Source organism: Maribacter aquivivus (assembly GCF_900142175.1).
Classification (GTDB): Bacteria; Bacteroidota; Bacteroidia; order Flavobacteriales; family Flavobacteriaceae; genus Maribacter; species Maribacter aquivivus.
Genome location: NZ_FQZX01000001.1, coordinates 475639 through 488752, shown reverse-complemented (window position 1 = coordinate 488752; position 13114 = coordinate 475639). Strand labels below are relative to the sequence as shown.

Genomic DNA, 13114 nt, shown 5'->3' with positions numbered 1-13114 from the left:
CAAAAGTTCAAAATATCATTTTTAGCAATGTTCTATGTGTTTCTTTTTTAGACTAGTTTACTTCCCTTGAAATAGGTAAGTAATTGTTCCTTTCTGAGAGTCTTTATCAGAAGAATTGAATCTTGCTTTTAAGGCGTAATTAATAGCATTTTCAACAAGGCATCCGTTAGAAGTGCCAGAACTTTTTTCATTATAATCTGCTTCGGTAACATAACCTAAAGCATTTACTTCAATGTTGATAACAACTTTTCCTCCTTCGATACAAGTATATATCGGAGGGGGCAATTTATAATTATTTCTATCTACTAAGGAATATGAAACTGAAGTTCTTCTTGCTGCAAGGTTATTTGTAAACTCTTTCTTTTGCGCTTCTTTTTCGCCTAAAAGTTGTTTTTTCTCTTCTCGCCTTTTAGCTAGTGCTTTTACTCTCTCAGAATAACCTGAGTCAGATATAAGATTTTCGGTTGGGTCTCCATCACTCATCTCATTGCGCTCTTCCATTAACTCTTCTAGAGTTTGTAACGGCTCCGGATTCCCATAACTAGGTTTTGCCGTTTCGTTAAAAGCTAAATGACTTTTTATAGGGTCAGCGTTTGCTAAATCTTCTTGTGGCTCTTCTTCTTTTAGAATTTCTTCTAAAACTTCAGGATCCATGACCATTTCAACAACATAATCTTCTTTAGATTCTTCTTGCCCGCCAAACTGAATATTATACAATACCAACACTACTATAGACATGCTAAAGATAGTGGCAAGTAGTGATAATTGTTTTCTGTTCAGATTCATGAATATATAACCTTAATTATACCAAAATATTTTAGAAGATCGATAAAGGGTAATCAATAGCTAATTATCTATTTTTCTTCTGGACCTAGTAATAAATCGGCAAAGACTAAAGGGTCTTGAGCATTATCTACGTTAAAATCACCTATTTTGGTTCTTCTCAATGCCGTTAAATGTGCTCCAGAATTAAGGGCTGCGCCAAAATCGTGGGCAATAGATCGAATATAGGTGCCTTTGCTACAGGCGATTCTAAAGTGAATATTCAAGCCATCGATATCAGTAATATTAAAAGCACTTACATTTACTTTTCGCTTTGGTATGTCAACTGTTTTTCCTTCACGAGCCAGTTCATAAAGTCGCTTACCATCTTTCTTTAAGGCAGAGAAAACAGGCGGTGCCTGTTCTATATCACCTATAAATTGATGGGTTGTAGCTTTTATAAGATCAGGCGTAATATGATCTGTTGCGAAAGTTTTGTTTATTTCTGTTTCAAGGTCGTAAGATGCTGTGGTGCCACCTAAGGTAAAAACACCTGTGTATTCTTTTTCCTGTCCTTGATATTCTGTGATTTTCTTAGTGAATTTTCCTGTGCAAATTATAAGAAGCCCCGTTGCTAATGGATCTAAAGTACCTGCGTGCCCGATTTTAAATTTCTTTAAACTGAACTTTTTTCTGATAGCCCATTTCAATTTATTGACCGCCTGAAAAGAGGACCATTCTAGTGGTTTATCAATCAATAATACTTGACCGTTTAAATAGTCTTCTTTGGTCAAATCTTTCATGAATTTGGGTGTTTAGGTAGTACTACGGATTAGTGAATCCGTAAATTACGGCAATCAATCCTACTACAAGACAGTAGATGGCAAAATACGAAAGCTTACTTTTTCGTACTAATTTAATCATCCATGTACAAGCGGCAAGACCAGCAAGAAAGGCGGCAATAAAACCTGCGCCCATTGCAATATTGTTATTTCCATCAAAATTTAAATCTCCGCTCATTAGGTCTTTGGCAATTTTACCAAAAATTAACGGCACAACCATTAAGAAAGAAAAGCGAGCAGCTTTTGATTTATCTACACCTAAAAGAACAGAAGTAGAAATGGTAGCTCCACTACGAGAAATACCAGGTAGCATTGCAATTGCTTGAGAGATACCAACTATAAAAGCATTTTTAAAACTTACTTTTTTATCAGTATCCTTTGCCTTATCTGCAAAATATAGAAGTACTGCTGTAATTATAAGCATAAAGCCTACAAAACGAATATTACCACCAAATAATTCTTCTAATTGTTCCTCAAAGAACAATCCAATGAATACTGCAGGTAGCATAGAGATAATAATCTTGGCAGAAAACTCACTCTCTTCGTTCCATTTAAATTGAAACAAACCACTTAAAATTTCCCAAATGTCTTTTCTGAAAACAACAATGGTACTAAGAGCAGTAGCAAAATGAAGTATTACGGTAAATAATAAACTATCTTCTGGAACAGAGTTGTCTCCTAAAATGGCTTTGCCCAATTCTAAATGACCGCTTGATGAAACAGGAAGAAACTCGGTTAATCCTTGAATAATGCCGAGTATAATAGCGTCTAAAGTATCCAATTAATCTTTCTTTTTGTGAGGGTTCAATAAAATGGCATAAATTTCTATACCTAAGCCAATAAGCACTAAAGTAGGTGCTAGTCTAATTCTTCTGAAATTATAAATTTCAGGGTTGAATACGTTGGGGTCATCGCTGCCGCCACCGCTCATTAAAATAAAACCTATGGCAATACAGGCAAGACCAATGAACATGAACATGTAATTTTTCTTCTGAAAAATAAATTCTTGTTTAGCGTGCTGTTCCACTTTGTTGTTTTTACTCATGCCGCAAATTTAATAATATAATTCGTCCGTTCTAAGATTTAAGAAGCGTTGGGTCGCAAAATAGGTGCTAATGAACGAAATAAGTATTCCCAATAGAAAAACACTAACAAATAAAATGACTAAAATATAAGGTTCATCAAATAACCCTAAATCTTGAAAATTAGTGTTTACATAATATACAACGCCACCAATAGCCAATAAAGCAATTGCGGCACCGATCATACCAAGTTTAATATTTTGCCATATAAATGGTCTTCTAATAAAGGTCTTTGTCGCCCCAACCATTTGCATGGTTTTAATGATAAATCTTTTAGAATAGATAGATAGTCTAATAGAACTGTTTATCAATAATACAGCTATAAAGGTGAAAATAGCGCTGGCTACCAAGATCCAGAAGCCTATTTGTTCAACACTTTTGGCTACCATGCTTACTAATACCTTGTCGTAACTAACTTCATCGACAAAACTCTTTTCTGATAGGGTTTCAGCAATTTCTTGTACTTTCTCTGCAGTAACGAAATCCGCATTCAACTTTACGTCAATAGAGTTCTTTAGCGGGTTGTAGCCTAAATAGTCAACAAAGTCTTCGCCAATATCTTCGCTATGCTGTTCTGCAGCTTCTTCTTTAGATACGTAGGTAGAAGATTTTGTGTATTCAGACATTGCCAATGTCTTTTGTAGCTGTTCAATCTCAATTTCTTTGGTATTTTCTTTTAAGAAGACAGAGATGGTGATTTGTTCTTTAGAACGATCTGCCATTTTTTTGGTGTTTAAAACCAGTAATCCTAAAATGCCTAAAAGGAATAAGACCAATGCAATACTTAGCACCACAGAAAAATAGGAGGAGATGAGTTTGCGTCTTTGATAATTTTCGAAGGAGTTCGCCATAAACTTAAAATTCTCTGTAAAAATAACAAAGTAACCTTATACTTTAGTTTTTATTTAGTTTAGGAAGCGTTAAAGGTTCAGGAGCTGGCGGAATTCTTTTTCTTAATAAAAGCATTTGACCAAGATGACTAGATTGATGTTCCATTACATGAAACCATGAAAAGTGATTATTAACGTTTGATCCAGGGTAAACTTCTGCTAACCAAGCGTCATCTCTAGCTTTGAAATTTTCTTTTGTTTTTGCTCTAACTTTTTTCCATAGATTAAAGTAATAACTAGCTTCTTTCCCGTTGATACTATTACGTGCATCCTCTCCAAGAGCCATTGCGATATCTAATTGTTTAGTGTCTTCCTCATCATATTCCATTTCATCAAAAGTTAAGTTTTGGTAATATACTTCGGTGGCAATCAAGTGCATAATAAGTGCTCCTATAGAATTTGCTTCTTTATCCATGATGTGATCTAATTCCCTGACATCTAAAGAGCTCATTTGCTTTTCTATTCTAATACTTAAGTTGTCTAGCATGGTAATTAAAGTGCCAATTTGTGGGGAATACCCATCAATAGGGCCAATAAGATCAGATTTGTCTTTGACTACACCCTCACCGACAATAACAATAGCATTCTTACCATCAGCAGTATCACTGGTGTTTTTGAAAGTGAACTCTTTTATTTTTACAGGATTGTCTTGGCTAATGCCGCTAGTCCATCCCAAGATTCCTTTGTCGTCTAAACGTATTTCAAAACTTGGATTTTTAATATCCAGTTTTTCAAACGTACCATCTGGTTTTTCTGTTTCAACAACAAAATTGTCATAATAAAATTCTCCGTTGCCAATGCATAGCCCTCCAAAAACCAATGCTTTGGCATTCTTGTCTATTTCGCCTTCAATAGTGTATGAATTCCAATCTTTCGAAAGAATAGGCCGATCACCCATGTTATCAAAAAAACCATCTTCGCCGTTTTTAGTATCCACTCTAGCCCAAAGTCCAGACCAGCTGTCATCAGTTTCTCCAATAGTTTTAGCCGATGCGGTTACTCTGAATTTAATTTTTTGGTCTGTAGTAATGGTAATAGTTTGAGCAAAAGAAGTCCATTCACGAGATATTTCTTGCTGTGAAAAAGATATAAATGTAGATAGGATAAGAGTTAATACAAGAAGTTTAGTTTTCATTGTTTATTTTTTTAAATAGCTAGTTTGTTTTAACGTTTTAAACTGAAGTGTCCCTTAAATTGAGTGGAATCAGCTTCAATTAGATACCAATAATCATCTTCTGGTAATCGTTCTCCTTGAAATGTGCCATCCCAAGTTGTGGAATTTGTATTCCCAAATTTTAAAAGCTTCCCGTAACGATCAAAAATTGAAATCGTAACGGAATTAAAAACCTCTAATCCGTCAGGTTCAAAAACATCATTAAAAGAATCTCCGTTCGGAGTAAAGAATTTTTGAATGACCAGATGGTAAAAATCTTCCGTTACAACACCGCAATCTGTATTGTCTTGAACGTAAATAGTGTAAAATCCGCCTTCTACAGCTTCAAAAATAGGGCTAGTTTGAAATGAGACTCCATCTAAAGAATATTCGAAATTACCATTATTAGAAGTAGAGACAACTATTGATGGTCCGTCAGATACTATTTTATCAATTCTAGGTAAATCTATTTGTTCAACTGTGAAGGTGCGAGTAGCGGAGCAGCCATTTTCATTGGTAATGATGACATCATAATCGCCAGGTTCGGTTACATCGATTGTTTGAGTAGTCGCGCCAGTAGACCATTGGTACATGACATTCTCAACTTCGGCATCTAGAGTGGTAGAAGAATCTTCGCATAAAAAAGTACTGCTATCATCTGGTACTACGGGTAAAGGGTTTACGGTTAAAGTAACTGCAGTTCTAGTAGTAGATGCACATTCAATTTCTGTTGAATTAGCTTCGGCATAATAAGTACCTGCATTATTAACCTCTAGTCTACGTTCGTTTGCTAAGATTAAATTCCCACCAGTAGGAGCATCATACCAATTAATGGAATATGCATTTAACGTATTGACCGATAAAAGTCCAATTTCCCCTTCGCAAATTTCAACATCTCCGTTGCTTGTTGGGGCAGGTGGTATAGGTAAAACGGTAATATCAAAAACGTCAGATACTACGTTGCATAAATCGTTATTTACATTAACAATATCTTCTGCAATTTTTGTTCTAAAATAAGTGGTGGCAGTAACTGCCGGAGTATTTAGAATAGCACTGTTTTCACCGGGTATGTCTGTCCATATTTGTTGGTCTGTACTTTGCTGCCATTGGTAGGCATGGGTACTAAAAACAGAAGAATCTGGTGTTGCGGTCAGCGTTCTTGATACACTGCCTTGATCTTCGCAAACAACTAAGCTTGCTTCGTTGGCTGCGGTTGAAATGGTGACATTGTCGCCACAAGATCTAAATAAAATATCATCTATGGCAAGGTCATTACCACAGCCGCCATTACTATTGTTTCTCATTTTTAGAATAACAGATGTTTGCCCGGGTGCGGTTTTGAAAACTAAGGCATATTGTTTCCATACGGTAGTTCCTGTTCCTGGTATACTGCCCGTATCACCTTGGGCAAGTATATTGGTATCTGTTCCATCCCAAATTTGAAAGCGTACATTTACTGGTATACTATTGCCTTCACAGCTACCGACGGGTTGTAGGTTTATTAGCCACGATGAGAATTCATAAGTGGTATTTTCACATAGACCGCTTACCTCTCGTTGATAGAATTGACCGGCCGTAAAACTTGCATTGACAATAAAAGACTTACCGTTGCTGTCACCTGGGGTATGGTCTTCAATGGAAAGCCAATCGAAATAGTTTGTAGTGCTAGAAATAGTATAATCACCGTCATTTGGTGTTCCGGTGGTGAAATTATAAGTTGTTGTACCAGCTGGTAATGCGGGTCCGTCAGTGGTGCCAGAGCCAAAATCTTCTTGAAAAATTGGGTCCCCAGAATTACCGCCACAAAAACCTAGTTGCGCATGCAATGAAGTTATGCCACAACACGTTAGTAGAATAGTAAGTAGAAAAAATCTAGAGTACATCATATTCACTGGTTAAAGATATACTTTTTAGCACGATGAATAAATAATCTCAATTCAAGATTCAGAGCCTATTTGAAGATTGGTATTTTCGCCAAAATCGCAACCTAATTTTTATAAGATGTTTAATGTATTGGATTTAAAGATATCCAGACCCGGACTTTGGTTTCCTACCATTTGGATTTACTTAGTTCCTTTTGCGAACCAAGTAGATTACTGGCAGTCGGTTAATTTTTGGATTGGTTTGTTCTTTGTCACTTTCCCTTTAAATTATTTGGTTTATGGGCTTAACGATTATAATGATATAGATGCAGATGCCGTAAATGACAGAAAAGGAAATTTTCTTTTTGGTGCGAAGGCTTCAAAGTCTCAGCTCAGTGGCGTGCTGACTAAAATTACCATACTCACGTCTGTGTTTATAATTGCATTTACCTTTATTTCTGGTTTAAAAATGTTCTTTTTACTACTGTTTATGGCGGTAGTGAACATCCTTTATAATTTTAAACCGTTTAGGATAAAAGAAAGACCTCCGTTCGAAATTCTAATTCAGGTTGGGTATGTGGTTACGGTATTCTTTTCAACAGAACTCAATAATTTAGATGCACTACCATGGCAGACATTGGTCTATTTATCATTGTTTGCATTTCAGGCGCATATTGCTGGTGAAATAATGGATATAGAGCCAGATCTGGCTGCGGGTAAACGCACTACAGCAACGTTGATAGGGCGTAAAAATTCAAAATTACTGATGCTCTTGATATTGGTGTGCGAATCTGTTTTGGTTTGGTATTGGTTTCAAGATATAGTTTTGGCATCATTTCTTGGTCTATTTTCTGCGTTTATGGTATTAGATATTTTTGTGATATTTAAGGGTAGGGCGTATACATTGCCAGAAATGAAATTGTTTGGTTATCTCATTAACTTATCGGCATTGGCATCTATGCTTTGGGTGCTCTATTGCGGAAAGTTATTGATGGTTTAATGTAAACAGTATCAATGACGTTATTCTTTCGGTTTTAGCAGAATAAACCTATTTTTGCGACTTACAGAAAAGAAGTAAAGATCATGCAATACAATTTCAACGAAATTGAAGCCAAATGGCAAAAATACTGGGCAGAAAATCAAACATTTAAAGCAGAGAACGATTCTGAAAAAGAAAAGTTCTATGTGTTAGATATGTTTCCTTATCCATCTGGTGCGGGGCTCCATGTTGGGCATCCGTTAGGGTATATTGCAAGTGATATTTATGCACGATATAAAAGGCATAAAGGTTTTAATGTATTGCACCCACAAGGGTATGATTCTTTTGGTTTGCCGGCAGAGCAATATGCTATTCAAACAGGTCAGCATCCTGCGGTAACAACAGCAGCAAATATTAAAACATACAGAAGACAATTAGATCAGCTAGGTTTTTCTTTTGATTGGAGCAGAGAGGTACGTACTTCTAGTCCCGAGTATTACAAGTGGACACAGTGGATATTCATTCAAATATTCAATTCTTGGTATAATAAGGATACCGACAAAGCAGAGGATATAGAAACATTAATTGCTAAATTTTCTTCGGATGGTAATGCCAAGGTAAATGCCGTTTGTGATGATGATATAGCATCCTTTACAGCTGAGGAATGGACCGCATTTTCTGATGTCAAAAAACAAGAAATATTATTACAATATAGATTAACGTACTTGGCGGATACCGAAGTAAACTGGTGCCCTGCACTAGGTACGGTATTGGCAAATGACGAAATAGTAAACGGAGTGTCAGAACGTGGTGGTCACCCGGTGGTTCGTAAAAAAATGACCCAGTGGAGCATGCGTATTTCCGCATATGCACAACGTTTGTTAGATGGTTTGGCGAAAATCGATTGGCCACAACCGTTGAAAGATTCCCAGACAAATTGGATAGGTCGTTCTCAAGGAGCTTCGGCTGTTTTTAATGTGAAGGATCATGATGAGAAAATAGAAGTTTTTACCACCAGACCCGATACTATTTTTGGAGTTTCTTTTATGACTTTGGCGCCAGAACATGAGTTGGTTTCTAAAATAACGACTGAAGCTCAAAAAGCTGAAGTAGAAGCCTATATAGAAGCAACTGCAAAACGTTCTGAGCGTGATCGTATGGCAGATGTGAAGACTATTTCAGGTGCTTTTACAGGTGCATATTCAGAACATCCATTTACAAAAGAACCTATTCCAATTTGGATTGGTGATTATGTATTGGCTGGTTATGGTACAGGTGCGGTGATGTCCGTGCCATGTGGTGATCAACGAGATTACGATTTTGCAAAGCATTTCAATATACCTATCCCTAACATATTTGAAGGTGTTGATATTTCTGAGGAAGCATTCGCTGATAAGGATAAAACGGTTATTGCAAATTCTGATTTCCTAAACGGATTACCGTATAAGAAAGCTATGAAATTAGCAATCTATGAGTTGGAGAAAATAGGACATGGCGAAGGAAAAATAAACTATAGATTGCGTGATGCTGTATTCAGTCGTCAAAGATATTGGGGAGAACCTTTTCCAGTTTATTATGTGGACGGAATGCCTCAAATGATTGCAAAAGAGTATTTACCTATAGCCTTGCCAGAAGTTGAAAAATATTTACCTACCGAGACAGGAGAGCCGCCATTAGGTAATGCTGAGGTTTGGGCATGGTGTACCAAAGAGAACAAAGTAGTTTCTAACGATAAGATAGATAATGAAACGGTGTTTCCATTAGAATTAAATACCATGCCAGGTTGGGCAGGTAGTTCGCAATACTTTAATAGGTATATGGATCCGCACAATAGCGAGAGCATTTTCTCTGAAAAAGCGATTAACTATTGGCAAGATGTAGATTTATATATAGGTGGAAGTGAGCATGCAACAGGTCACTTATTGTACTCGCGTTTCTGGCAAAAATTCATGTTCGATAAAGGTTTGGTGCCTAAAGATGAATTTGCTAAAAAACTGATTAATCAAGGGATGATTACTGGGACTAGTGCATTCGCTTATAGGGTGGATATAACTCCTGGATTTGATTCAAATATTGATCGATTTCTTTCTGATGAGGAAATAATTAGTACCAAAATATTTATTTCAAAAAATCTGTATGAAAATATCATGGCAGATAATGATGTTTTAGCAGACTTTCAAATTGATCTTAAATCAACATTGGTTGGAATCTTTGGTCCAAGTCTTATTAAAGTAGATGTTGATAGAAGTAGAATTTTACCAATACATGTTGATGTTTCACTGGTAAATAGTTCGGATGAACTTGATATCGATGGATTTAAAAATTGGTTAAGTGAATACAAGAATTCAATTTTCTTTTCAAATTCTGCTAGAGTTATTTCTGGAGAGAACAATGAAAAATACTTTGTTAGTCGCGAAGTAGAAAAAATGTCCAAATCTAAATACAACGTCGTAAATCCCGACGCTATTTGTGAGGAGTACGGTGCAGATAGTTTGCGTTTGTATGAAATGTTCTTAGGTCCTTTAGAGCAATCTAAGCCTTGGAATACAGCTGGTATTACAGGTACACATTCTTTCTTAAAGAAACTATGGAGACAATTTCATACAGGTGAAAATGCTTCCTTTTTAGTAAGCGAAGATGAACCTTCAAAAGAATCGTGGAAAACATTACACAAAACAATTAAAAAGGTAGAAGAAGATATAGAGAACTTTAGTTTCAATACATCGGTATCTACATTTATGATCTGTGTTAATGAACTTTCTTCGCAAAAATGTTACAGTAGAAAAGTACTAGAGCCGTTGGCTATTTTAGTATCGCCGTACGCACCACATATTGCAGAAGAGTTATGGAATAAATTGGGTCATTCAGAATCTATTGCTACGGCACCTTTCCCAAAATTTGAAGGAAAGTATTTGGTAGAGAGCAGTAAAGAGTATCCTATTTCCTTTAATGGTAAAATGAAATTTACCTTAGAGCTTTCGTTAGACTTATCTAAAGAAGAGATAGAAGCTGCGGTAATGGCCAATGAAAAAACCCAACAACAATTACAAGGTCGCGAGCCTAAAAAGGTAATTGTAGTGCCAGGTAAAATTGTCAATATCGTTGGGTAGTTAAGAGAATATATTTAAAAGAAGAGGCGATATTTATCGCCTCTTCTTGTTTGTTAGGTTTGCTTATGCAGTTGTAAATTATGATAATATGGACAGTGTCGAAATCTTAGGTTTGATCGCCGCTACTTTAACCACAGCGGCATTTGTGCCACAAGTATATAAAACGTGGAAAAATAAATCTGTTGAAGATATTTCCCTTACTATGTATACTGTTTTATTAATAGGGGTTTTACTTTGGTTGGTTTATGGAGTGAATATAAATAGTCTGCCTGTTATTTTAGCAAATGGAATTACATCTGCCCTTCTAATTTTAATGGTTTTAATGAAATTAAAGTATAAATAAACAGTATACCCCCTAATTTTATAGGGGTATAAACTCATAATTATATATTTTTACCAATCAACCCCTACGTTTTATCGAATTATTGTTTGTTATCTGCATAATTAGTTTCAATTTTGCAGTATAACATAAAATGATAAATCATGATTGTTGGTATTCCAAAAGAAATAAAGAACAATGAAAGCAGGGTAGGTATGACGCCAGGCGGAGTTTTTGAATTGGTAAAAAACGGCCACAAAGTATATGTACAGTCAGAAGCAGGGGAAGGCAGTGGTTTTTTCAATCAAGATTATCAACAGGCAGGTGCTATAATACTAGATACTATTGGTCAGGTTTATGCCATGAGCGAAATGATCGTAAAAGTAAAAGAGCCTATAGAAGAAGAATATAATTTAATTCAAGAAGGTCAAATACTTTTTACCTATTTCCATTTTGCATCTAGTGAGGCATTGACAAAAGCTATGATCAAGCAAAAAGCGGTTTGTATCGCTTATGAAACGGTAGAGGATGAAGAAGGTACTTTGCCTCTTTTAACGCCAATGTCAGAAGTAGCTGGTAGAATGGCAATTCAACAAGGTGCCAAATATTTAGAGAAGCCAGTAAAAGGTCGTGGAGTTCTTTTGGGTGGTGTACCGGGTGTTGCTCCAGGTAAGGTTTTGGTGTTAGGTGCCGGTGTTGTGGGTATACAAGCTGCTAAAATGGCAGCAGGTTTAGGTGCTCATGTGACGATACTAGATGTGAACATGAAACGTCTACGTTATGCAAATGATGTAATGCCGCCACATGTAGTTACAGAATTTTCAAATGAATTTAATATTCGAAGACTTATAAAAACACATGATTTAATTATTGGTGGTGTTTTGTTGAAAGGAGCTAAAGCTCCTAATTTGATTACAAGAGACATGTTGAAAGAAATGAGACCAGGTACTGTAATCGTTGATGTTGCCGTGGATCAAGGCGGATGTGTAGAAACAACCAGACCTACCACGCATGAAGACCCTATTTATATTATTGATGATGTTGTTCATTACTCGGTTGCAAATATGCCAGGTGCAGTGCCTTATACATCGACAATGGCGTTAACCAATGTAACTCTACCTTTTGCTTTGAAATTAGCAAATTTAGGTTGGGAAGCGGCTTGTGAGAAAGATGCATCTTTAAACAAAGGATTGAATATAGTAAAAGGAAAAATAGTGCTTCAAGAAATTATTGAAGCCTTTGGTTGGGAAGAAATAGTTGCTTAATCAATACATTCTGTCAGTATAATAGACCTCGCCAGTTCTGAAAAGAAATTTGGCGGGGTTTTTGCTTTTATATAAATAGATTCTTAAAAAGTAAGGATCTTTAGTATATTTAATCGATTTAAAAATTGAAAAATTATGATGGGATATTATATACTGATTGGGGCGATTGCTTTGGTCAGCTGGTTAGTAAGTAGTAAATTAAAGAGTAAGTTCAAGTTTTATTCAAAAGTTCATTTACAAAACGGAATGAGCGGTGCTGAGATTGCAGAAAAAATGTTGGCAGATCATGGTATTAGAGATGTAAAAGTTGTTTCTACACCTGGTATGCTTACGGATCATTACAATCCTGCTAATAAGACAGTGAATTTAAGTGAGGGAGTTTATAATCAAAGAAATGCTTCGGCAGCTGCAGTTGCGGCTCACGAATGTGGTCATGCTGTACAACATGCGGAGGCATATGAATGGTTGGGCTTGCGTTCAAAATTAGTGCCTGTGGTTAGTGTAACATCTAACATGTCTATGTGGGTTGTATTTGGCGGTTTGGCATTAGGTGCGGCTGCTGGTGTGGGTTTTGGTTATTGGGTAGCTGTTGCCGGTTTGGTGATGATGGGTATGGCAACATTATTTAGTTTCGTAACCTTACCTGTGGAATATGATGCTAGTAATAGAGCATTGGCATGGTTGAAGAATAAGCATATAGTTACGCCAGAAGAATATAAAGGTTCAGAAGATGCATTGAAATGGGCTGCACGTACCTACTTGGTAGCTGCAATTGGTTCATTGGCAACTTTAGTATACTGGGGACTTCAAGTTTTTGGTGGTAGAGATTAAGCTAAAACTAATGTTGAAT

Annotated in this window: 12 protein-coding genes; 5 read left to right on the top strand and 7 right to left on the bottom strand. The window is 36.2% G+C overall.

Annotated features, from left to right (window positions below):
• Positions 1-57: 57 nt before the first annotated feature.
• From BUC31_RS02040 to BUC31_RS02010, 7 genes are all read right to left on the bottom strand, one after another.
• On the bottom strand, positions 58-786 hold the full coding sequence (locus BUC31_RS02040) for a hypothetical protein (RefSeq protein WP_073240783.1): 729 nt from the start codon (positions 784-786) through the stop codon (positions 58-60).
• A gap of 68 nt (positions 787-854) precedes the next feature.
• Entirely contained in the window at positions 855-1565 is a 711-nt protein-coding gene (gene truB / locus BUC31_RS02035) for a tRNA pseudouridine(55) synthase TruB (RefSeq protein ID WP_073240781.1), read from the bottom strand.
• A 22-nt stretch (positions 1566-1587) separates the two neighbouring features.
• A complete protein-coding gene (locus tag BUC31_RS02030; RefSeq protein ID WP_073240779.1) occupies positions 1588-2385 on the bottom strand; it encodes an undecaprenyl-diphosphate phosphatase in 798 nt (265 codons plus the stop codon).
• Positions 2386-2649: a DUF3098 domain-containing protein gene (locus BUC31_RS02025; protein WP_073240777.1), complete on the bottom strand. Its 264-nt coding sequence runs from the start codon at positions 2647-2649 to the stop codon at positions 2386-2388.
• 9 nt (positions 2650-2658) lie between these two features.
• The gene (locus BUC31_RS02020) at positions 2659-3537 is read right to left on the bottom strand and encodes a cell division protein FtsX (RefSeq protein WP_073240775.1); all 879 of its coding nucleotides are present in this window, start codon (positions 3535-3537) and stop codon (positions 2659-2661) included.
• A 43-nt stretch (positions 3538-3580) separates the two neighbouring features.
• Positions 3581-4711 carry a mycothiol transferase gene (locus BUC31_RS02015; RefSeq protein ID WP_073240773.1) on the bottom strand — a complete coding sequence of 377 codons (1131 nt, stop codon included), beginning with the start codon at positions 4709-4711 and terminating at the stop codon, positions 3581-3583.
• Positions 4712-4740: 29 nt separating this feature from the next.
• On the bottom strand, positions 4741-6615 hold the full coding sequence (locus BUC31_RS02010; protein ID WP_073240771.1) for a T9SS type B sorting domain-containing protein: 1875 nt from the start codon (positions 6613-6615) through the stop codon (positions 4741-4743).
• Between the two features lie 115 nt (positions 6616-6730).
• Between BUC31_RS02010 and BUC31_RS02005 the strand changes: the two genes are divergently transcribed.
• The 5 genes from BUC31_RS02005 (at position 6731) to BUC31_RS01985 (ending at position 13095) form a co-directional block, all read left to right on the top strand.
• Positions 6731-7591 (top strand): UbiA family prenyltransferase, encoded by an 861-nt coding sequence (locus tag BUC31_RS02005; RefSeq protein WP_073240769.1) that lies wholly within the window; start codon positions 6731-6733, stop codon positions 7589-7591.
• 83 nt (positions 7592-7674) lie between these two features.
• Positions 7675-10680: a leucine--tRNA ligase gene (locus tag BUC31_RS02000; protein ID WP_073240767.1), complete on the top strand. Its 3006-nt coding sequence runs from the start codon at positions 7675-7677 to the stop codon at positions 10678-10680.
• Positions 10681-10768: 88 nt separating this feature from the next.
• A complete protein-coding gene (locus BUC31_RS01995) occupies positions 10769-11023 on the top strand; it encodes a SemiSWEET family sugar transporter (protein ID WP_073240765.1) in 255 nt (84 codons plus the stop codon).
• A gap of 140 nt (positions 11024-11163) precedes the next feature.
• Positions 11164-12264 (top strand): alanine dehydrogenase, encoded by a 1101-nt coding sequence (gene ald, locus BUC31_RS01990; protein ID WP_073240764.1) that lies wholly within the window; start codon positions 11164-11166, stop codon positions 12262-12264.
• Between the two features lie 135 nt (positions 12265-12399).
• Positions 12400-13095, top strand: a complete 696-nt coding sequence (locus BUC31_RS01985; protein WP_073240762.1) for a zinc metallopeptidase — start codon at positions 12400-12402, stop codon at positions 13093-13095.
• The last annotated feature ends 19 nt before the right edge of the window (positions 13096-13114 follow it).